20 protein-coding genes and 1 tRNA gene are annotated in these 21,281 nt (G+C 34.4%); 11 read left to right on the top strand and 10 right to left on the bottom strand.

The features are described from left to right. Nucleotide 1 precedes the first annotated feature (1 nt). Both glyS and uvrC read left to right on the top strand, forming a co-directional pair. Nucleotides 2–2,119 carry a glycine--tRNA ligase subunit beta gene (glyS, locus tag AACH21_RS02430; protein ID WP_338482708.1) on the top strand — a complete coding sequence of 706 codons (2,118 nt, stop codon included), beginning with the start codon at nt 2–4 and terminating at the stop codon, nt 2,117–2,119. Further along, nucleotides 2,103–3,920, top strand: a complete 1,818-nt coding sequence (gene uvrC, locus AACH21_RS02425) for an excinuclease ABC subunit UvrC (protein ID WP_338482707.1) — start codon at nt 2,103–2,105, stop codon at nt 3,918–3,920. Before glyS ends, uvrC begins: the two co-directional genes overlap by 17 nt. A gap of 101 nt (nt 3,921–4,021) precedes the next feature. On the opposite strand, the gene AACH21_RS02420 is transcribed toward uvrC, so the two are convergent. Further along, a tRNA-Arg gene (locus AACH21_RS02420) sits at nt 4,022–4,098 on the bottom strand. A gap of 147 nt (nt 4,099–4,245) precedes the next feature. On the opposite strand from AACH21_RS02420, the gene AACH21_RS02415 reads away from it, so the two are divergent. The 6 genes from AACH21_RS02415 to AACH21_RS02390 all read left to right on the top strand — a co-directional run bounded on the left by AACH21_RS02415 (nt 4,246) and on the right by AACH21_RS02390 (nt 8,677). Next, complete coding sequence (locus AACH21_RS02415) at nt 4,246–5,019, top strand: ABC transporter ATP-binding protein (RefSeq protein ID WP_338482706.1); 774 nt, start codon at nt 4,246–4,248, stop codon at nt 5,017–5,019. A gap of 128 nt (nt 5,020–5,147) precedes the next feature. Further along, nucleotides 5,148–5,315, top strand: coding sequence for a twin-arginine translocase TatA/TatE family subunit (gene tatA, locus AACH21_RS02410; RefSeq protein WP_338482705.1), 168 nt, complete (start codon nt 5,148–5,150; stop codon nt 5,313–5,315). 166 nt (nt 5,316–5,481) lie between these two features. Beyond that, nucleotides 5,482–6,138, top strand: a complete 657-nt coding sequence (locus AACH21_RS02405) for an exopolysaccharide biosynthesis protein (RefSeq protein WP_010962397.1) — start codon at nt 5,482–5,484, stop codon at nt 6,136–6,138. Between the two features lie 90 nt (nt 6,139–6,228). Further along, nucleotides 6,229–6,885: an exopolysaccharide biosynthesis protein gene (locus AACH21_RS02400; protein ID WP_015588796.1), complete on the top strand. Its 657-nt coding sequence runs from the start codon at nt 6,229–6,231 to the stop codon at nt 6,883–6,885. Continuing rightward, nucleotides 6,878–8,251 (top strand): cysteine--tRNA ligase, encoded by a 1,374-nt coding sequence (gene cysS / locus AACH21_RS02395; protein ID WP_236515131.1) that lies wholly within the window; start codon nt 6,878–6,880, stop codon nt 8,249–8,251. Before AACH21_RS02400 ends, cysS begins: the two co-directional genes overlap by 8 nt. Nucleotides 8,252–8,257: 6 nt before the next feature. Beyond that, nucleotides 8,258–8,677 (top strand): YqaA family protein, encoded by a 420-nt coding sequence (locus tag AACH21_RS02390; RefSeq protein ID WP_077188498.1) that lies wholly within the window; start codon nt 8,258–8,260, stop codon nt 8,675–8,677. A gap of 156 nt (nt 8,678–8,833) precedes the next feature. Here AACH21_RS02390 and AACH21_RS02385 read toward each other — a convergent pair whose 3' ends face one another. Both AACH21_RS02385 and gatB read right to left on the bottom strand, forming a co-directional pair. Then, complete coding sequence (locus AACH21_RS02385) at nt 8,834–10,582, bottom strand: NB-ARC domain-containing protein (RefSeq protein WP_236515129.1); 1,749 nt, start codon at nt 10,580–10,582, stop codon at nt 8,834–8,836. Nucleotides 10,583–10,655: 73 nt separating this feature from the next. Beyond that, nucleotides 10,656–12,077, bottom strand: coding sequence for an Asp-tRNA(Asn)/Glu-tRNA(Gln) amidotransferase subunit GatB (gatB, locus tag AACH21_RS02380; RefSeq protein ID WP_077188500.1), 1,422 nt, complete (start codon nt 12,075–12,077; stop codon nt 10,656–10,658). 872 nt (nt 12,078–12,949) lie between these two features. On the opposite strand from gatB, the gene ruvX reads away from it, so the two are divergent. Continuing rightward, entirely contained in the window at nt 12,950–13,417 is a 468-nt protein-coding gene (gene ruvX / locus AACH21_RS02375) for a Holliday junction resolvase RuvX (RefSeq protein ID WP_077188502.1), read from the top strand. A gap of 44 nt (nt 13,418–13,461) precedes the next feature. On the opposite strand, the gene ruvC is transcribed toward ruvX, so the two are convergent. From ruvC to AACH21_RS02360, 3 genes are read right to left on the bottom strand one after another with little or no spacing between them, the layout of a single operon-like run. Next, complete coding sequence (ruvC, locus tag AACH21_RS02370; protein ID WP_338482704.1) at nt 13,462–13,950, bottom strand: crossover junction endodeoxyribonuclease RuvC; 489 nt, start codon at nt 13,948–13,950, stop codon at nt 13,462–13,464. Beyond that, on the bottom strand, nt 13,951–14,778 hold the full coding sequence (locus AACH21_RS02365; protein WP_006279354.1) for a cytochrome c oxidase subunit 3: 828 nt from the start codon (nt 14,776–14,778) through the stop codon (nt 13,951–13,953). A 47-nt stretch (nt 14,779–14,825) separates the two neighbouring features. Then, nucleotides 14,826–15,068: a hypothetical protein gene (locus tag AACH21_RS02360; RefSeq protein WP_265043748.1), complete on the bottom strand. Its 243-nt coding sequence runs from the start codon at nt 15,066–15,068 to the stop codon at nt 14,826–14,828. A 66-nt stretch (nt 15,069–15,134) separates the two neighbouring features. Between AACH21_RS02360 and AACH21_RS02355 the strand changes: the two genes are divergently transcribed. Then, a protein-coding gene (locus AACH21_RS02355) for an IS5-like element ISWpi1 family transposase (RefSeq protein ID WP_338482219.1) occupies nt 15,135–15,967 on the top strand; the annotation gives its coding sequence in 2 pieces (ribosomal slippage) (nt 15,135–15,504 and nt 15,504–15,967; 834 coding nt in all). Nucleotides 15,968–16,205: 238 nt separating this feature from the next. Here AACH21_RS02355 and AACH21_RS02350 read toward each other — a convergent pair. Beyond that, nucleotides 16,206–17,378, bottom strand: a complete 1,173-nt coding sequence (locus AACH21_RS02350) for a porin (protein ID WP_338482703.1) — start codon at nt 17,376–17,378, stop codon at nt 16,206–16,208. Between the two features lie 62 nt (nt 17,379–17,440). Beyond that, on the bottom strand, nt 17,441–18,256 hold the full coding sequence (locus AACH21_RS02345) for a PAS domain-containing protein (protein WP_077188505.1): 816 nt from the start codon (nt 18,254–18,256) through the stop codon (nt 17,441–17,443). A gap of 233 nt (nt 18,257–18,489) precedes the next feature. On the opposite strand from AACH21_RS02345, the gene AACH21_RS02340 reads away from it, so the two are divergent. Next, nucleotides 18,490–19,275, top strand: a complete 786-nt coding sequence (locus tag AACH21_RS02340; protein WP_338482702.1) for an enoyl-ACP reductase — start codon at nt 18,490–18,492, stop codon at nt 19,273–19,275. Between the two features lie 16 nt (nt 19,276–19,291). On the opposite strand, the gene secD is transcribed toward AACH21_RS02340, so the two are convergent. After that, nucleotides 19,292–20,797, bottom strand: coding sequence for a protein translocase subunit SecD (gene secD, locus AACH21_RS02335; protein WP_006279745.1), 1,506 nt, complete (start codon nt 20,795–20,797; stop codon nt 19,292–19,294). Nucleotides 20,798–21,044: 247 nt separating this feature from the next. Next, nucleotides 21,045–21,215, bottom strand: a complete 171-nt coding sequence (locus AACH21_RS07095) for a DDE-type integrase/transposase/recombinase (RefSeq protein ID WP_080717647.1) — start codon at nt 21,213–21,215, stop codon at nt 21,045–21,047. Between the last annotated feature and the right edge of the window lie 66 nt (nt 21,216–21,281).

The raw sequence follows: 21,281 nt of genomic DNA, 5'->3' as shown, positions 1-21,281 counted from the left end.
TATGTCGTTGCAGTTGTTATTTGAGTGCCTTTCAGAAGAAATACCACCGAGAATGCAGAATTCAGCTACAGTTCAAGTTAAGAGCTGTATTGCCAATGTTTTTAACAAAAATAATGTAAAATTTACATCAATGGAGGTTTTTATAACGGCACGTCGCATTACCCTATTTGTCGACAACATAAATGCTTTGGAGCTAAAGGATTCCAATAACGAAGTTAAGGGACCAAACATTAACGCACCAAAAAGTGCTATCGAAGGTTTTTTAAGAAAATATCAGAAAAATGAAGAAGATTTGCTCGTTCGAAAAGTAAATAATGAAGATTTTTACTTCATTAAAAGAGAAAGCTGCTCATTTAACATTCAAGAGTTTCTTAAAAATCAACTAGGAGAAATATTAAAAAATTTCTCTTGGCCAAAAAGTATGAGATGGGGCAAAGGAAAAGAAAGGTGGGTTAGGCCAATTAAAAACATTTTATGCATTTTAAATGATGAAATAATACCTGTATCTTTTGCAGGGATTACAGCATCTAACACAACATATGGCCATCGATTTCTCTCAAGTGGTACGGCGCTTACTGTTAAAACACCTAAAGACTATTTTGAATTGCTAGAAAAAAACAGTGTAATTCTCCAAATGGACAAAAGAAAGCAATTTATACTAGATCAGATTAATAAATTCACAAAAGAGCAGAATTTACAACTTGAGAAAAATGATTATTTACTAAATGAATTGACAGGGCTTATAGAGTGGCCAATCGTACTGTTTGGTGAAGTGAATCAAGAAAAGTCATTTGGATTACCGAAGGAAGTAATACTTAGTATAGTTAATACACAACAAAAATACCTTGCTTTAAGTAATGGAAAGAGAATTTCACACTTTGTCACTGTTGTCAACGTCAACAATGGTGAAGTTGTTAAAGGACACGAAAGAATATTAGAAGCACGTCTTGCTGATGCCCAATTTTTAATATCTCAAGATAAAAAGGAAAATCTAGATTATTATGTCAAAAGATTAGGTTCAATATTATTTCATGCTTCACTTGGCAGCGTGGGGGAAAAGGTGAAGCGTATTACGGCTTTGTCAAAGTATATAGCTATATTTATTCCACATGCTTCGCTGATAAAAGTTGAACGTGCTGCATATTTGGCAAAAGCTGATTTGGCAACATCGATAGTAAGAGAGTTTCCAGAATTACAAGGAGTAATGGGTGGATATTATGCTTCTTATTTTCAAGAAGATAGAGAAATAGTGGAAGCTATAACTGAGCATTATAAGCCAATCGGGCCAGAGCAGGAGTGTCCTAAATCTCCTTCTGCAATTGCTGTGTCAATTGCAGACAAAGTGGATAGCTTAGTTGGTTTAATTGCAGCAGGTGAGAAAATCTCTGGTTCGTATGATCAATTTGGTTTGCGGAGAATGACAATTGGTATAATTAGGACAATACTTGAAAATAATTTGCATGTTCTAATTAGGCTAATGATAGACAAGTCAGTATCTTTATATTCAAGGCTTCTATTTAATAAAAATACAGCGTCAGTTGATAAGCCGAATAGAAAACAAATTTCAGAACTAGTATTTAGATTTTGCTTAGAAAGATTCAAGGTTATTTTAAAAAATAGAGATATAAGGCAAGATGTTGTAGATTCAATACTATATAAAATCGATATTAATGATCTGCTGACAGCAGAAAAGCAAACTGTTATATTGGATCGTTATCTTAGTACTCCAGAAGGTGAACAAATTCTAAGCACTTACAAAAGAGTCAGTAACATGATGAGCAAAGCAAGGAAAAGTGATGGCACTACTTATAGTGCATCTTACGGTAAGAGGTTTTTGATTGAAAGTGAAGAAATTGCGCTATCAAATTGTGCTATAACTGCTTGTAAAAACATAAAACAAGCGATAAAAAATAACCACTTTAATGTAGCACTTGATGAACTTGCTGGTTTTGCTCCGTTTATCAATCAGTTTATGGACAGTATAAAGATTAACTGTGATTCTGATAAGCTGAGAAGAAACAGATTATCTTTGCTTGAAAATGTAGTTTCCATCTTTCATTTAGTAGCAGATTTTAACCTCATACAGGTTAAGCAATGGATAAATGCTCAGGCAATATAAAGAACAAATCAAATCATCTCCACAGTCCTGTGGCGTGTATAAGATGGTCGGAGATAAGAATAAAGTTTTATATGTTGGAAAAGCAAAAAACTTAAAGTCGAGATTATCCGACTACCTTCAATTCGAAAACCTTTCTGAACGAATTAGAGTTATGCTCTTACAGGTTATTAAGGTTGAAATATTCATCACTGAGAATGAAATCGAAGCACTGCTTCTTGAAGCACAGCTAATAAAATCATTGAAACCACTTTATAATATTGTGCTCAAGGATGGAAAATTTTATCCTTATATAACAATTTCCAAGCACGATTATCCAAGAATAGCAAAATATAGAGGCAAATTTAAGAAAAATGAGTTTCATTATTATGGTCCCTTTACATCTGCCGCTGCTGTTAAGCAAACTATATTGTCGTTGCAAAAAGCTTTTCTCCTAAGAGTATGTTCAGATCAATACTTTTCCTCAACAAAAAGACCATGTATTGAATATCAAATTAAGCGCTGCTCAGCACCATGCATAAACAAAATCACAAAAGACGACTACTGCCAATCAGTAAAACAGGCACGAAATACATTGCTTGGAAGAAATAAGGAAGTGAAAGAACAGTTACTTTTCACAATGAGAAAGTGCAGCAGTGAAGAAAACTATGAGCTTGCTGCTATATATAGAGATCGGGTAAAGTTTCTTGAGCAAATTCAAATACAGCACACGGATTTTTCTTTTGAAAAAGATGCAGATTTCTTCAGTATTGTACGTGAAGAGGATCTAGCATGTATTAGTGTGTTATCGTTCAGAAATAAAGACAACTACGGCAGCACTCCTTACTTTCCCGAGAACTGTGGTGATCACTCAAATGATGAAATTTTATCCACCTTTTTGGTCAATTTTTATAATTCAGCTAACATACCTCCAATACAAATTTACGTTCCAGATTCTATTGTGGATAAGGAAATTATAGAACAAGCACTATATAAGGTTGCTCAAAAGCCAGTAAAAGTTCTGCATGCAAAGAATAAAAAAGAGCGTGATTTATTGAAATTTGTTTATGATAACTCTCAGCATAGCTTAGAGCAGAAGCTTATCGATTATAGGAATAACCTAGAAAAGCTTGAGGAGCTTAGCAAAATCTTCTTGTTACCAAATATTCCAAAGCGTATTGAGGTTTATGACAATAGCCATATATTTGGAAACCAACAAATTGGTGTAATGGTTGTTGCAGGGCAGGAGGGTTTTTTAAAAAGTGAGTACAGAAAATTTACTATAAAGGAAAAATTTTCAGGCGATGACTATAAAATGATGAGGGAAGTGCTAACCAGACGTTTCTCCGGCAATATAAAAGGCATAATACCTGATTTTTTACTGATTGATGGTGGACCAGGACATGTTTCCATAGTACAGAATGTACTGGAAGTATTGAATATAAACGTTCCTTTTGCTTGTATGGCAAAAGGTCCTGATCGTAACGCAGGAAATGAAAGATTTTATATGCTGGGCAGGGAAGAATTCAGTCTGGCAAATGACAGCAAAGTCATGCTTTACTTACAATCGCTGCGTAATGAAGCCCACCGTTTTGCGATAACTTCACATAGAAAAAAACGCGATAAACAGTTTATAGTTTCACAATTAAGCAAAATACCCGGCATTGGCAACAAAAGAAAAAAAGCGTTGATGTCTTATTTTGGTTCAGTGAAAAATATAAGCAAAGCTTCTCTGGCTGAAATTCAAAACGTACCTGGAATTAGTAAAGGTTTAGCAGAAGTCATTCTTAAATACGTGAATTATAAGAGAGGAGTACTGGAATGACACAAAACCCGTTTTATTATTAGGGAATTTATATCTTAAAACCGCAAAAAAAGGTGTGCGTATTTGTGAAAAAAAATCTCCATAAAATTTGTGAAGCAATGTGGTGGGACTAGTGCGATTCGAACGCACGACCTTCGGATTAGGAGTCCAACGCTCTATCCTGCTGAGCTATAGTCCCGTGTTTCCTACCATTCATGTAAAGTTATAGCAAAAAATCCTTTCTTTTCTAGATTTTTTGCATAACCAATTTATGACGACAAAAAACATTTCTGTACTTCTTGAGTATAATGCTATTATATTTAATAACATGGTTTAAGTAAGATTAATGCTAGTTAACAATATTGGTTATTTCTATAACAATCAAAACGACTTTGCTTTAAGCAATATAAACATTAAAGTAAAGAAAGGAAATGTTGCATGTTTATTGGGGCATTCTGGCTGTGGCAAGTCAACAATTTTGAAATTAATTGCGGGGATAGAAAATCCAAAATCTGGAACTATTTTTATAAATGATAGGTTAGTTGCAAGTAATAAGGCATCAGTCGCTATAGAGCATAGAAATATCGGATTGATTTTTCAGCATTCTGCATTATTTCCTCATAAAACAGTAGTAGAAAATATAACCTTTGCTATCCGCAGCTCTTCCAAGAGAGAAAAGCACCTAATTGCATTGGAAATCTTGAAGTTACTCAATATAGAAAAATATGAAAATATGTACCCTAACGCCTTATCTGGAGGACAGCAACAATTAGTTGCAATAGCAAGAGTGATGGCACAAAACCCTGATGTTGTGTTGTTAGATGAACCATTTTCTAATTTAGATATACTGCTCAAGTGCCGAATAAGACAACATATATTGTCCCTTTTTAGAAGTAAAAATATCCCTGTGCTAATGGTAACTCATGACCCGCAAGAAGCATTGAAAGTTGCAGATTTTATCTACGTAATGAAAAATGGTAAAATTATTCAATCAGGAGTTTCTAGCGATATATACCATAAGCCTAAAGATGATACGCTAGCAAAGTTTTTTAGTGAGCTCTCTTCTACTCCACAGTTAAGCGAAAAGTTTCCACTTATTCGCTGCAAGAAAATAATCTAGTTTGGGATTGTTATAAAATAATTAAAAAACCTTGATTTATAATTAAATAAAGGTGATATAATCTATGTGTTACTTGACTTCAGTCAAGTTTTAATATTTAAAGGTCAATATTTTAAATGGAGGTGAAAATGAGTTTAGGACCATGGCAATTGTTTCTAGTCTTAATAATAATTTTAGTTCTGTTTGGTGCAGGCAGATTACCGCAAGTTATGGGTGATTTAGGAAAAGGCATCAAAAACCTTAAACAGGGGCTTAAGGACTCAGAAAAATTATCGTCTAATGAACCAGATCGTTAGCGTCCTCATACTTCGTGACATGCACCTTAGTGCATGTCATCTGTTTAAAAACTTAGTCAGGTTAAAGAATGAAAGAGATGAAGTGTTGGTATGAAATAAATAACAAATATTGAAATACAGCAACAACTATGTTAGCTTAAGAGGAATATTTTATTAAAGGATAATTGTGCAAAAAAGTGAGAAACTAACTAAAGATAAAAAACTAGCTTCTGATATTCTAAAAGAGGTTGCAGATACCAATAACAATGATAGCAATAAAGTAACTTTGTTTGACATTAAAACAGCTTTGCATGAGCGCGGTTTTGGTATTTTAATAATCATCTTCTCCTTGCCGCTATCGGTGCCTATACCGGTTCCACCTGGTTATACAACTATTCTTTCTATACCTTTAATCTTATTCTCACTGCAGCTTCTATTTGGATTTGATTCTCCTTGGATGCCCAGTTGGCTAGAAAGAAGATCTTTTCAGCGTTCAACACTAGCTCTTGTGGTAGAGAAAACTTCCCCTGTATTAGAAAAAATAGAAAAATTCATGAAGCCAAGACTGTCTTTCATTTTCTATGGGCCTGGTGAGAAGATTCTGGCTTTTATGATGTTGCTTTGTGCAATAATAATAGCTCTTCCATTACCTTTTACTCACTTCCTTCCTGCAATTGGCACAACTCTTATTTCACTTAGCATTATGAGTAAAGACGGGTTTCTATCCATATTGGGAGTTTTAGTATCATTGTGCGCGTTGTTGCTTACTCTTGTTGTAATAGTCAAAGGACCACAACTTATAACCGGAGCACTTTCTCTTCTTAAAAGCTTTACAACACTTTAACAAAAGAACGAATTACTAGCGCAAAATGAATAATGCATATTGAAATAAAACAATAATTGTGTTAAGAATTATTTTTATCAAAGGTTTTTCGTGTCAAAAAATGATAAGTTGACTAAAAGTGATAAATTAGCTTCTGATATTCTAAAAGAAGTTGCAGATACCAATAACAATGATAGCGATAAAGTAACTTTGTTTGACATTAAAACAGCTTTGCATGAGCGTGGTTTTGGTATTTTAATAATCATCTTCTCCTTGCCGCTATCGGTGCCTATACCGGTTCCACCTGGTTATACAACTATTCTTTCTATACCTTTAATCTTATTCTCACTGCAGCTTCTATTTGGATTTGATTCTCCTTGGATGCCGCATTGGTTGGAAAGAAGGTCTTTTCAGCGTTCAACACTAGCTTTTGTGGTAGAGAAAACTTCTCCAGCATTAAAAAAAATAGAAAAGTTCATGAGACCAAGAATGTCTTTTATTTTCTATGGGCCCGGTGAAAAAATTTTAGCTTTTATAATGCTGCTTTGTGCGTTATCAATAGCTCTTCCACTACCTCTTACTAACTTCATTCCTGCAATTGGTACGACTCTTATTTCGCTTGGTATCATGAGTAAAGATGGGTTTCTATCCATATTGGGAGTTCTAATATCATTGTGTGGGTTATTGCTTACTCTTGTTGTAGTAGTCAAAGGGCCACAACTTATAATTGGGGCATTTTCTTTTCTCAAAAGCTTTGTATATGGTTAGGCTTTACAACACCTTAACAAAAAAAAAGGAACTTTTTACACCAACCGATAAAGATCATGTGAAAATGTATGTTTGCGGACCAACAGTATATGACACAGCACATATAGGCAATGCACGATCTGTTGTTGTGTATGATGTGTTATTTCAGCTACTCAAGTTTTGTTATGGCAAAGTTACCTATGTGCGTAACATAACCGACATTGATGATAAGATAATTAATGCAGCAAGCGAGAAAAATAGCAACATAGAAAGTATAACCACATATTACATTAAAGCTTTTCATGATGATATGGAAAGCATAAATTGTAAAGAGCCAACACACGAGCCAAAAGCAACGGAAAACGTAGATTATATTATAAAATTAATTGAACATTTACTGCAATCAGGCCACGCTTACGAATCTGACAAACACGTGTATTTTAATATAGAATCTTACCATGAATATGGTGCTTTATCAGGAAAAAAAACTGATGAATTGGTTCCAGGTAGCAGAGTTGAAGTTAATGAAAATAAAAAGCACCCTGGAGATTTTGTGCTGTGGAAGCCTGCAAATGATATTGACTACAAACTTTCAAGTTATTGGAATAGCCCATGGGGAGAGGGCAGGCCTGGATGGCATATAGAATGCTCAGCAATGTCATATGCTTACCTTGGCAAAGATTTTGATATTCATGGTGGCGGCATAGATTTACAATTTCCTCACCATGAAAATGAAATTGCACAGAGTAAGTCCGCATTTGCTGGATCAATGTTTGCAAAATACTGGATACATAACGGCTTTCTTACAGTAAATGAAGAAAAAATGAGCAAGTCCTTATTTAATATAGTCAAAGTAAGGGATTTGCTAGATAGTGGAATAAAGGGTGAAGTAATACGCTATGCACTGCTCAAAACTCACTACAGAAAACCACTTGATTGGACAGAAAACGTTATTTCTGATGCACAGGAAACCTTAAACAAATTTTATCGGTTATTACGTGGTTTAGATATAACGAATATTGATGAAAGTAACGCAGAGATTTCTAAAGATTTTATAGACGCTTTAAAAAACGACTTAAACATCCCTGAAGCTCTAGCCATATTACATGAAATGGCTGCAAAAATCAACAAAATGAGTAATGAAAGTGAAAAGCTTAAATTAACTGAGAGTTTTGTTAAGAGTGCCAGATTTATTGGTCTTCTTGAGTCAAGTTATGAAAAGTGGTTTGCTGTGGATGTAAATCATCAAGAAATAGAAAGGTTGATAGACTTAAGAAAAATTGCAAAAAAAAATAAAAATTACGATACTGCAGACAAAATAAGAAATCAGTTGAAACAAATGGGGATTACAATTTCTGACAATGAAGATGGTACAACAACCTGGTAAATTCATATGGAAAACTACTTCCTGTTATTCACAGATAGTCTAGTATCATCATTAGTCTTACCCATACATCAAGGTTTTGTGTTCAATACCATGCTTTATTTCAGGTCGTATCACACTCCACTACTTATGTTATTTTTTGGAGTACTAGGATCAAGCCTTGGTGGAATAGTTAACTGGTACTTAGGTAGAATAACAATCTCTATACGAAAATCATACCACAAACTAGAGAACGAGCATAAAACACCAAAAATCGTAAGAAATCTACTGATTTGTGCAGTTGCATTACTTTCGTGGGTGCCAGCACTTGGAAGTGTGATTCAAATTTTATCAGGTTATTTTAAGTTAAACCTTTATATCCTTGCCCCTTTAATCATTCTATCTAATTTCTTCTATTTGTTATATCTAATACTTACTTTTGGCGTATAACAGCTATAGTACTACAGCTATTAAAGCCCACTTCTGTCATCCTATGCCCTGATAGAAGCGGAGCTATAAATTAAATGCAAAATTTCAATAGTTATAAGGATGCACCATGAGCTAAAAGTAACTTTATTTGAAAAAATTTCTCTTATACAAATATCATCAGGAGCAAGGTAGGACATTTGTAATTTTCCAAATTACAAATGTTGTTTTAGTATAACAGTCACTTTTATATTTGGATTCAAAGTCAAGCAGTTTTTCTGCTTCTTCTTCATATTCTTTCAGGTAGTCACTAACACTAATTTTTTTCTTACTTCTACGACTTAGTACAATATTGCTTTCGTTTATATATTTTACTGCTTGCCCCAAAGCTAATGGAAAATACTGCAATTCTTTTGTTAGTTTTTTTATTTCTTCATCTTGTAAATTATTTCTTATATTCAAAGCCTTCTTCACAAACCTCAAAGCTTCTGTTTCAGTAAACTCATCTAATTGTATTACTTGTATCTTACCTTCCTCTTCTCCTACTTTCCAATCTTTACTACGAGAAGTAATTAATACGCAAGGCTTGTTATAGTCCTGGCCTAAAGAGAATGGCAAAAACTTACTAATATCCTCATATCCCTCAGCATTATCAAAAATGAACAGGCTTTTCCTTCCCCTTCTTGCAAAGAAAGCATATATTTCTTTAACAATAGTTTCTATCGTCTTGTCATTTCCGTACTTATCCTGGGGAGGAATACCTAGTTTATCATCCTCAGCTAACTTCAGAAAAGAATTCTTCATAATTCCAAAGTTTTCAGCGTTTACCCATACAACATTGCCATCATAATCTTTTCTATATTCATAAGCGTATTTCCTAGCTAACTCACTTTTTCCTATTCCTCCAAGACCACCGATAACAACCATTTGTGATATTGCCGTTAGTTTGCCAGTACTTTCATGCAATTTACCATATATTTCTTGCAATTCGCTGTCCCTCCCAACAAACATCTCAACTGGATATACCATATTAAACTGAATAGGCTTCTCTATCTGCTTGTTATTCTGTGTTGTTGCAACTGCATGTATTTTATGCAGTGTTTTACTATCCTTACGCTGTTGTTTTGCTATTTTACCTATTTCTTTATTCCCTTTCTCTACTTCTTGTCTTATCTCACTTAAAGTACTAGCACACATCTCTACTTTTCGGAAAAGCTCTTCGCCTTCTTTATGTGAAAGGAAACGTCCTTCTCTATCCTTCATCCAACTCCACATTTTCATAAAAAGCGCGTTGTAAGCAGTTTCGTCATTACCAAAGTAGTTGAACTTTTCGATCAATTTGTTACTTATCTCATTTTTGATTAATCCTTCCAGTTCAGCATGGTTAGGTAAATTAACTGCAAACACCAATTTATCTGGAAATTCCTCTATTTTCTTATTTATTTCTCCATCGCTAACTTGTCCACCTACCTCACCCTTTATAAAATCCATATTCTCTTGCAAGTGTGAGATAATACTATTATCAAATTTATATCTTACACTACTGCCTATATTCAGAAACTCATCTTCTGTGTTCATTCTTGTAAATGAAATTCCCTTATCTGCTAGACTTTCAAAGTCAAAACCGACATTTGTGGCAATAAAAAAATCCTTTATTTCACCCTCAAACTCTCCACTACTTTTGATCTTTAAATAAGCAATGAGATATTTTATTAAGCCAAACGCACCATTCTTTCCCGGTGTTAATAAGTCACCTATGCTGATCTTTTTGTGCCTACCCTGCCTGTGCTTGACTTGTATGAATCTATGTACTATTTTCCCATCTTGTTCATACCGAAGAACAATATCATCAAAATCCTTAGCTGATTTTTTCTCTGTGAATAGGCGGAAAGAATACTCTCTATCTACTGCATGTTTAGGAAACAGCATTAGCCATCTCGCTTGATACATAATACCATGAAAGGTGCGCTTAACTTCCGAGCAGGATAATCTTACAGGCACCTCACTCTAATCTCTCACTCAAAATTGAATTCACCACATCAGGGCTGGCTTTTCCTTTGGTAAGTTTCATAACTTCGCCGACAAAGAATCCGTATAACTTTGTTTTACCGCTTTTGTATTCTTGAACTTTATCTTGGTTGTTATTGACGATTGTGTCGATAACTCCTGATATTTGACCTCTATCGGTTATTTGTTTTAGGTCTTGCTCTTCTATAATTAAAGATGCAGGTTTGCCAGTTTCAAACATACTATCGAATACCTGCTTGCCAAGTTTAGCAGAGATTGTTCCATCAACGATAAAATCTAAGAGTTCGGACAAAGCATTTGCTTTGATTGGGGAGCTCACAATATCAATACCTGCTTTATTTAAACGACCGAAAAGCTCTACAGTTAACCAGGTGACCGCGAGCTTTGAATCATGTTTTTTTATCAATTCCTCAAAGTAATCAGCAATCGCCTTATCGGAAGTAATGACGTTTGCATCGTATTCGTTGATACCCAATTCCTCAATGTATCGCAGCTTTTTTTGATCTGGCAACTCAGGCAAAGATGATTTAATAGAATCGATTTTATCCTGGCTTACCTCAACAGGTAATAAATCAGGCTCAGGGAAGTATCTATAGTCGCTTGCATCTTCTTTGTTTCGCATCACTTTTGTTTTTCCCGAAGCAACATCAAACAATAAGGTATCTTGACTTATTTCTTCCCCACTTTCTAAAATTTCAATTTGTCTTTGTATTTCATAGTCTATAGCTTGCACAATATAACGTATCGAGTTCAGATTTTTTATCTCACAACGAGTGCCAAGTGCGCTACTGCCTTTTAGGCGGACAGAAACATTTGCATCACAACGAAGTGATCCCTTTTCCATATCACCATCACACGAACCAATGTAACGCAAAATCTGCCTCAATTTTTTCATGCATTCTGCAGCTTCCGCAGATGAACGGAGATCTGGTTCTGAAACAATTTCCATTAAAGCAACCCCTGCACGATTTAAATCTACATAAGTTTTGCTTTCCTCATGAACGCTCTTTCCTGCATCTTGCTCTAAATGAATTCTCGCAATTCTTATTTCTTTTTCATTGTCGTTGATAAATACTCTACCGTTTTTAACTATTGGCTCAAAAAACTGAGTTATCTGGTAACCTTGCGGTAAATCAGGATAAAAATAATTTTTCCGATCAAAGTAAGAATACTTATTAATTTCTGCAGAAAGTGCAAGACCAGTGCGTATTGCTTGCTCTATGCAGTAATAATTTAGTATTGGCAGCGTACCTGGCATTGCCGCATCAACTAGAGAAACTTGAGTGTTATGCTCAGCACCAAATTCCGTTGATGAGCTAGAAAATAGCTTCGTATTAGAAGAAACTTGAGCGTGTACCTCAAGCCCAATTACCGCTTCCCAATCCTCTTTCGTCATGTATTTTATTTAAATGATAATCTTAATATTCTGCAAAATTAGCACAAAAAGTCAAAACAAAACTCATGTTAGCTAAGTGGTATGCAGATTGTTTTACCCATAGAAACGGGTTAAATGCAAAAGATTACTTGACAAGCTTCGCCAGCCCTCTTATCATAAAATTGAAGCTATTTATTTATCTTCTCTGTACAGATTAAATGACAAAAAAACTCACGTATCTGGCGTCTCATGTTTAATTTTTTGCACTATGTGCACCTTATGTCTTTATAAAACTTCTACCTACATAAGCTGAAACGCGCTTATAAAGCGTTTAAAACATAAAAAAACGCCAACTTAAAAAATGGATAGTGAATAACTAGCTACCCTAGGGTTTCTTTTGCCTTTTTTTCTGTTTAGTAAATTTCTTAACGTTTATAATTTAGATTAGTTGCGGTTTAAAAGCAACTGAATCGCGGTTATTAAGTGTTTAGAATAAAAAAACGCCATACTTGAAAGTATAATGTAAGTAATTAGCCAACCACGGGGCTTCTTTTGCCTTTTTTTTCGTTTGGTAAATTTCTTAATGTTTGTAGCTAAACGATAACCGTCATCCCGCTACTTGTTAGCGGCCGAGATACCGCGAATGAATCGCGGTATGACGTAGGATTGCTGTCATTCCAGTGCCAAGCACTGGAATGACATCATAGGGGCACTGCCCTTTTGGATGGAAACCAGTGTCAGCTACTTAGATGATACCTTTTTCTACTTAGTTTGGGTTATGCAAGAAGTCTATTGCATTCCTGAGCAATTTGATTCATTATTCTTTTTGTAAAAAATTTTCTTAACTTTCTCTCCACTTTTTTGGTAAGGTCACTTTAAAGGAAGTCTAATAGATGCTACATAGAAATCCAGATGAGTTTCTAAAGTCTATTCCAAAAGATAAGCGCATAATGTGCCTTGACATGGGAGAAAAGCAAATAGGCATAGCATTTAGCGATAAAACACAGCTCATAGCCACAGCTCATAGCATATATCACAGAAAAAATATGAGCAAAGATTTAGGTTATCTACATAGAATATTCAAAGAAAATGAAGCTGGATCAATGGTAATAGGAATACCATTAAACATAGACGAGCAAGAAACTAAATGGTGTAAAACCATAATCCAATTTGCAAATAAAATAATAAAAAAATATAAAGTAAATATATACTTACAAGACGAGAGCTTATCAACATCTATTGCAACTCATACACTAAAAATCACTGGAATATCAATCACAAAATCGAAAAAAATAGATGATAAAATCTCCGCATGTATTATTTTGCAACGAACGTTAGACAAGATAAATACAATCAAATAGTTTTTCCAGATCTGGAAATCTTCAAACTGAATCCCATATAAAAGTTACTCAACAAAACAAGAACCTTTCGTATAAGCATGACAAATTGCTACAGCAAGAGCGTCAGCAGCATGGTGGCATTTTATACTCAAATTTTTAACTATTTGCTTCACCATAAATATCATCTGATCCTTATCAGCATGGCCATTTCCGGTAATGCTTTTTTTTACATAGTTTGCATCATATTCATTCATAGTTAGCTGTGTTATTTTTAACGCTAAAATTACAACCCCTCTTGCATATCCTAAAGTTAGTGAAGATTTAGGATTTTTATTAACAAAAATTTTCTCCACCGCAGCTTCATTCGGAGAGTATAGGGAAATTACTTTCTTTAATTGTTCAAAAATTGTATGTAGGCGTTCACCTGTACCCAATTTACCATCAGTTGATATGGTACCGCCGCCCAAAAATTCAATATTATTTTTTTCGTTCAGGCTGATAATGGCCCACCCAGTCTTGCTTATTCCTGGATCTAGACCTATTATTTTAACCACTTAATAAACGCTTAACCAATAGACAAACAAAAATAAAAATATCCAGACTACATCTACAAAGTGCCAATACCAGGAGGCAAACTCAAAGCACAAATGGTCCTGAAGTGTAAATTGGCCTTTCCGTGCTCTAAATAAACACACTGATAAAAATATTATTCCTATTATAACGTGTGCGCAGTGAAAACCGGTAATCATATAAAAATTGGATGTATAAATAAGCTTTTCTCCTGTTTCTTGTAGAGAAAAACTCGCTTCATGATACTCTATTGCTTGCACTATTATAAAAAAAACTCCAAGCAATATAGTTATGGACAGCATTTTAATCATGCTCTTTTTATCATTTTTAAGTAAAGAGTGATTTGCCCAAGTAATTGTTGTACCAGAAAGCAATAATATTAATGTATTCATGAATGGTAGTGACCACGGATCAGGTGGCAAAATTCCCTCAGGGGGCCATTCAACTTTTTTTGCAGGAGAAAACGCCTCAAATAAAAAAACTGGATCAAGCCAGGCTTTAAAGAATGAACAAAAGAACACTATAAAAAATACGACCTCCGAGAGAATAAACAAGTACATTGCAAATTTGAGTCCATGTTTTACAATGGCAGTGTGACATTTGTCATAAATGGCCTCCCTTATTACATCTCTCCACCAATAAAACAGCACCCCTGATACTGCGGAGATTCCCAAAACTAAACAAAACATTCCGACAATTTGTTTATGAAGCGCGCCAACTAATCCAAGTGCAAGAATAAGAATTGCTGCTGATACAGCAATTGGCCAAGGGCTTGGATCCACTAAATGAAAATCATGTTCTTTACTTTTCATAGCATTTTAAAAAATACTTATTAAGGATACAAATTAGCTTAAAATTGTCAATGTTCCTTAGGAAATTGATTGAATCTTGAAAAATTATATGCACCGTTCAAAAAATCTAACACAAATTGTGCAGTTATTCTAAACAACTCAAGCATTCTGCTCTTTTCGTTTTCTCTTGCTCTGCTGCAATATCCATCAACAATATTTTCCAAAATAATGCATCCAGACTTTACTGAATCACTGTAACAAAAATTAAACCAATCCCTATATCTATTATTTTTCTTGAATCTATTTTTCATGCTATCAGAGGTTGTCCGGAAACAAGTAAAAGGCTATAATATCTGAAATTTTAGTACGGGGTAAAGATGAGAAAAAAATATCCAACAGATCTAAGCGAAAGGGAATGGGCAAGAATAGAAAAACACTTCAGAGTATCATACAAGAAAGGAGGAAGGCCGCCAAAGTATAGCAAAAGAGAAATATTAGAAGCAATTTTCTATGTATTGCGTACAGGGTGTCAATGGCGGTATTTACCAAATGATTTTCCGCTATGGAAGACTGTGTATGAGCAGTTCAGGCAATGGAAGAAGCAGGGAATTTTTGAGAAAATGAATTATGAAATTACAAAATATAGTAGAAGAAAAATAGGAAGGAATGAGCAGCCGAGTGCCTGTATAGTAGATAGTCAATCTGTAAAGACTACAGAAAAGGGGGGATCAAAGGCTATGATGGAAGTAAAAAAGTAAAGGGTAGAAAAAGGCATATAATTACAGACACTCAGGGTTTTATACTAGGTTGTTACGTAGGCGCTGCTAACGAAAATGATAGAGATGGTATTAAAATAGCATTAAACAATATGAGAACAAAATATACTAAAGTTAAAAAAATGTGGGCTGACATGGGATACCAAGGAAGAAATTTAAAGAATCACACAAAGGAAGAATATGACATAGATATTGAAATTGTTACAAGGCCTCCATGTAGATTTTGGGTGCACAAAGATACGCCACCTGAGCTACTACCAACAAGAGAACAAGGGTTTAAAGTACAGCCAAGAAGATGGGTTGTAGAAAGGACTTTTGCTTGGGTTAATAGGAATAGAAGGCTATCGAAGGAGTATGATTTACTCACAACATCCACTGAGAATTTCATATACCTAGCTATGAGTAGGGTTATGTTAAAGAGGGAATATGCTTGAATTTACTTGTTTCCGGACAACCTCTTAACAGCTTCCAATTTGAATTCTGCCGTATATTCTCTTACCATTTCTAATCCTCCAAAATTCTATTTTACCCAAAAAAACTCTTTTCTTTCTCTCCACTTTTTCTGGGTAAGGTCAGTTTACTGGCCTCTCCATGAGTGAGATTGAAAAATTAAGTGGAAATCTGTGAACGGTTACCTTGGATGACAGAAAAGAGTGTTGGAAGGAGGCAATATTAAAAACTTAATTTCAGTCCAGCCAAGAACACATAACCAGAGTTGTTATTTTCTATTTTAGGCTCTTTTGTACTAAACTTTACAATATCGAAATAGTATGAAGTACCTAAAAAAAGAGAATTTTCAAGACTTAAAGCATATGATGTTAACTCGTTTGTACCTTCGCCTGCAATATCCCTACCACTACTAAAATATGTTAAGCTCGATTTGTAAGAATCAGAACGGTAAGCGATACCTGCATTCATATAATACGTATTATTTGTTTCAGGATTACGCTTCTCACCAGATTTACCACCATTACCATACGAAAAAATGTAATCAAGATCGAACAATTTTAGCTTCAAACCAAAATTCCAGTGTAGTAATTGATTGCGGCATTCATAATTTTTAGAAGTCCCATCTGAGCAATCAGTTAAATTTTCTCTTGCAAATTCACCAGTTAAGGCAGTAGTAAAACCTATATCATCTGACAAGCTGTTTTTATAGGAAAGGCCAGCAGCAATTAAATTGCTGTACTGTAAGTTATTTTTTCCTGGAACATAACTGAATCCGAGTTGAAAGTTATAGATTTCAGGGGAGATGTAGTTAATTGATGATTGTTTTAACCCTAGTTCGAGTTCATTATAATCGCTATAAATATTGGGCTTGACCCAGAACACCTTGTCTTGATCATATCCAGGGTCACCATCTTTTTTATGATCACCGCGCAAATTTGCATAGTTTGTCCAATGACCATTTACTCCTCCAGCAGCTGCATAAATTTTTGAAGTGTTAATTAACATGCTCTGACCAACTAAACTTCTTTTACCATATTCAATTGATCCAAGTTCCTGGTTTTTTATGATAAAATACCATTCCTCCATGTCTAACTTTTCTATGTCTAACGCTTTTAGGTTTGCAATACCAGAAACCCCTGCCTTAACATTAACCCCCATTTGAGTATTTGGATAAACTTGCTGTAAATAAAGAAAGCGCAAGTATGAATAACTTGAAGTTTTATCCTTAGGCTTAGCATTTAAAGAATCTCTGTTGAAGGCGTAGCCGAATCTCAAATCTATTTTTCCGTCTAGTTCTGCATAAAATATTTCCTTATCCAAAATTGTTTTAGAGCTAGCACTATTCTGCAAAAACAATGATGAAAGCAGTGCTACCAGGTAGTACTTTAACTTCATAAATAAACTTAAATCTTTATAAAAATTTAAGTTTAAACTCAATATAAATAAAAAACAACTTTTCAGAAGGCACCGCTGGTAGATTTTGCTGCCTGTTTTTGAGCTATATTCCCATAAATTATTGATACACTTGGTAATTTTTGCATTAATAACTGCTTATTAATGGCAGAATGTATACGATTAATTATTTTAGATGTACTTTTTACATCGCAGTTAATCAAAACAAAAAGCACTTTATTCTCATCAATATACCCTAGAAAATCATCACTACGGCAATTTTTATAAAAATGTTCTATGACAACTTTCAGTGCATCATTTGTCTCGCTACAGCTACTATTTAAGCCAATTATTCCTATAGCTGCATTAATTTGATGTTGAAAGGCGAAATTCAATATAACGTATAACTCTAGAATAGTGGACTCATTGCCCGGTATATCGAATAAGTCATGGTTTTTATATTTTTTACCCATTAGATATTCATCTCTAAAGATTCCTAATTTATGGGACAAACTGATATCACGTATTAACAGCTCATAATTTATTTTATTACTGGCAAATTGTGCAGTGCGGAAAACTTTTACTTTTGTCCTGATATCTTCTCCTTTAGCATCAGTTAAGGAAAAATCTATCACTTTAGGTAATATATCAAGTAAATCGTGCCCATTTTCGGTATACTCTAAATAATTCTTCACGTTGTCAGCTGCTCTTGTGCTTAAGATATTAATTAATGGCTTATTAAGCAAATTCTCCTCTTCATATTTTAACAAATCCCTTGCAACTTGATTGAGCCCTAAAATTAACACGTTTTTTTTCTTATTATCCTGACAAACAGATACCACAGCATCATCTTTTCTTCTTGCAGTTATGAAATCATCCATACTTTCATTCTATACAGCGTATTTATAAGTATAATAAGATTATATTAAGATTTACTTACTTATTGATATGCTTAATTAGGTATAGACAAAATGTCATACGGGATGGCTTTGTTGTAGAAGAATCAAGATTACTGTTTATAGACTTCAAGTTACTGCAAAAAATATTTTAAAACATAGTGATATCTTGACTTTACCTAGTTAATATTCCAAATTATAAAAAAACAGATAGTTCTATGACGACAAGTCTATTACAAGGCAAAAAGGGATTAATAACCGGAATAATAAATAAGAGATCAATAGCATACGGTATAGCAAAAACTCTCTCAGAGCACGGAGCAGAACTTGCAATCACCTACCAGAATGAAATAATAAAAGAAAAACTATCACCAATAGCAGATGAACTAAATGTGGAGCTAATATTACACTGCGACGTTTCAAATGAAAAAATCATAGATAACGCTTTCGAAATAATAGAGAAAAAATGGGGTACTCTTGACTTTTTGGTGCATGCAATAGCATTCTCCGATAAAAATGAGTTAGATGGTAAATATGTCAATACTTCACTGGATAACTTCCTCAATGCAATGCATATATCGTGCTATTCTTTTACTGCTTTAGCGCAAAGGGCTGAAAAAATGATGTCAAATGGTGGTAGTTTACTTACTTTATCTTATTATGGCGCTGAAAAAGTTATGCCAAATTATAACGTTATGGGTTTATGTAAAGCGGCACTTGAAGCAAGTGTAAAATATATAGCATGTGATCTCGGGCCACAAAATATCAGAGTAAATGCAATTTCCGCTGGTCCAATCAGAACTTTAGCATCTTCTGGAATAAGCGATTTTCACTCCATATCAGAATGGAATAGAAATAACTCTCCGCTCAGACGCAATGTTACAATAGAGGATGTTGGCAAGGCAGCGTTATACTTATTAAGCGACTTAAGTAGTGCCACTACTGGAGAAATTTTGCACGTTGATTCAGGATATAACGTTGTGGGAATGAAGGTGGTTGACTGAGATCTAAATCCTTAATTCAAAGCGCTAGTTCCTTCGGGTTCATACACAACTCTATCAGGAGTTTTGTGACTGTGATTGCAGAAAACATCGAACATAAAATTCCTATTGATAGAGTGACAGAAAAGCCTCTTATTGCTCCACTGCCAATAATGAACATTATTCCTGCAGCAATTAATGTAGTGATATTTGAATCCAGTATTGTCTTTATAGCGTTTTTAAACCCTTCTTCAATAGCACGTTCCACTCTCTTGCCAGATTTGATTTCCTCACGAATTCGCTCAAATATTAAAACATTTGCATCCACCGCCATACCGACAGTGAGTGCAATACCGGCAATTCCAGGTAAAGTTAGAGTTGCTTCAAGCAGAGTGAGAATTGATAATATAAGAACTACATTAGAAAAAAGTGCAACAGAGGCCAATACACCTAATTTGCCGTAAGTGATGATTATAAATAAAGCCACGGCTATAATAGAGATTGTTGCTGCCATTTCCCCTGCCTTTATTGACTCTTCTCCAAGACTTGGGCCAATGTTTTTTTCTTCAATTATTTTAAGTGGTGCTGGCAGTGCTCCAGATTTTAAAAGTATTGCAAGTTCGCTTGCTTGTTTTTCAGTGAAATTACCGCTAATTTCTCCCTCTCCATTTAAAATTGGCTCACGTATTGTAGGTACTGTTAAGACTGTGTTATCCAGAACAATTGCAAAAGGTTTTCCCACATTTTCTTTAGTGATTTTTGCGAATCTTTTACTCGCTATGCTGTCAAATTTAAAATGCACTGTTGGTTTACCTAAGTGACCAAATCTAACTGATGCGTTAACCAGCGAATCACCACCTATTTCAGTTTTGCGGAATATTGGATAAGAATTACCTAAAGAATCCTTGAGCATGACAGTGGTTTCATGGTCTATATCCTGCACCTTGGCTATGTTAGTGTTTGCCAAATGAAAAGCTAGCTTAGCAGTTTTGCCAAGCAGAGATTTTATCTGCTTGGTATCTTCTACTCCAGGCACCTGCACTAATATTTTATTCTGCCCTTGTTTTTGAACGCTGACTTCCTTTGTGCCAAGTTTGTCCAAACGGCGCTGGACATTGTTTATTGATTCTGCAGCTACTTCACTGATCAAAGAATTTTTATAATGGGGTTTATACGAAATGAGAATTGAAGAATCTTTTCTATTTAGCTCTAAATTTGGATTTATCGCATTAATCAACACAGATGCTTTTTTATAATCATCAATATTATTTAAAGTTATAACGCTATTTTGTACGTTAGATTCAATATCTTTTGTTAGCAATGTCTCTTTTATTTCGTTAGCTAGCATGCTTAGCTTTTCCTTAAAATAGAAGTCTAAGTCTATGTTTAAAAGCAAAGATGCCCCTCCTTTCAGGTCAAGGCCTAAGTTTATTCTTTTTTTCGAAATAAAAAGCTTATTATCAAAGAAATTTGGCAGTGTTATGTATAAAGCAAATAAACAGATGCATAATACTGAAAAAGATTTGACTATAAGTCTGTTGTACATAAGTTGTAGGTTTAAAATTGTAATAATTGATTGTAAGTTAAAAATAGATTTTTGTAAAATTCTCTATTTGACCTTACCCAGAAAAAGTAGAGAGAAAGTTAAGACGTTTTTATCATGAGAATAAATTGTGCAGGAATGCAATAGTTAATAGTAGAATGTCTACGTTATTTGTTATAAAAGATTTCTATGTATTCAAATATGGCAGTTCTGGTTTGTTGAGCGAGAAGTATCAATAAGCAGCTCCCTTTTAAGTGAACTTTTCTGCAACAGAGTTATCGTAACAACAGCCCTTATGGCTCATGCTGGAAATGATGTTTTTTGTATTCAATAGAAATTGGTAATTTTGAGAGGTATACTGTGACCCTTGATCGCTATGTAACAGCAGATTTTTATCGGGTTTGCGTTTATCAACGGCCATCAATAAAGAATCTATAACTAATTATCATGTTACTCATTAACCACCATGCGTGAATATAGGTCAATT

The sequence above is a fragment of the Wolbachia endosymbiont (group A) of Ophion costatus genome, assembly GCF_963969245.1.
GTDB classification, from domain to species: domain Bacteria; phylum Pseudomonadota; class Alphaproteobacteria; order Rickettsiales; family Anaplasmataceae; genus Wolbachia; species Wolbachia pipientis.
Note: the sequence above shows the minus strand (reverse complement) of the source record. Positions and strands in the feature narration are given on the sequence as shown.

What these genes read in the sequence shown, in the direction of transcription:
- AACH21_RS02415 (WP_338482706.1), top strand. Translation starts at nt 4,246, where the DNA reads ATGCTAGTTAACAATATTGGTTATTTCTATAACAATCAAAACGACTTT.
- uvrC (WP_338482707.1), top strand. Translation starts at nt 2,103, where the DNA reads ATGCTCAGGCAATATAAAGAACAAATCAAATCATCTCCACAGTCCTGT.
- AACH21_RS02390 (WP_077188498.1), top strand. Translation starts at nt 8,258, where the DNA reads ATGGAAAACTACTTCCTGTTATTCACAGATAGTCTAGTATCATCATTA.
- AACH21_RS02385 (WP_236515129.1), bottom strand. Translation starts at nt 10,582, where the DNA reads ATGCTGTTTCCTAAACATGCAGTAGATAGAGAGTATTCTTTCCGCCTA.
- glyS (WP_338482708.1), top strand. Translation starts at nt 2, where the DNA reads ATGTCGTTGCAGTTGTTATTTGAGTGCCTTTCAGAAGAAATACCACCG.
- secD (WP_006279745.1), bottom strand. Translation starts at nt 20,797, where the DNA reads ATGTACAACAGACTTATAGTCAAATCTTTTTCAGTATTATGCATCTGT.
- ruvX (WP_077188502.1), top strand. Translation starts at nt 12,950, where the DNA reads ATGCTACATAGAAATCCAGATGAGTTTCTAAAGTCTATTCCAAAAGAT.
- cysS (WP_236515131.1), top strand. Translation starts at nt 6,878, where the DNA reads ATGGTTAGGCTTTACAACACCTTAACAAAAAAAAAGGAACTTTTTACA.
- AACH21_RS02365 (WP_006279354.1), bottom strand. Translation starts at nt 14,778, where the DNA reads ATGAAAAGTAAAGAACATGATTTTCATTTAGTGGATCCAAGCCCTTGG.
- AACH21_RS07095 (WP_080717647.1), bottom strand. Translation starts at nt 21,215, where the DNA reads ATGGCCGTTGATAAACGCAAACCCGATAAAAATCTGCTGTTACATAGC.
- tatA (WP_338482705.1), top strand. Translation starts at nt 5,148, where the DNA reads ATGAGTTTAGGACCATGGCAATTGTTTCTAGTCTTAATAATAATTTTA.
- AACH21_RS02360 (WP_265043748.1), bottom strand. Translation starts at nt 15,068, where the DNA reads ATGAAAAATAGATTCAAGAAAAATAATAGATATAGGGATTGGTTTAAT.
- AACH21_RS02350 (WP_338482703.1), bottom strand. Translation starts at nt 17,378, where the DNA reads ATGAAGTTAAAGTACTACCTGGTAGCACTGCTTTCATCATTGTTTTTG.
- AACH21_RS02345 (WP_077188505.1), bottom strand. Translation starts at nt 18,256, where the DNA reads ATGGATGATTTCATAACTGCAAGAAGAAAAGATGATGCTGTGGTATCT.
- AACH21_RS02340 (WP_338482702.1), top strand. Translation starts at nt 18,490, where the DNA reads ATGACGACAAGTCTATTACAAGGCAAAAAGGGATTAATAACCGGAATA.
- gatB (WP_077188500.1), bottom strand. Translation starts at nt 12,077, where the DNA reads ATGACGAAAGAGGATTGGGAAGCGGTAATTGGGCTTGAGGTACACGCT.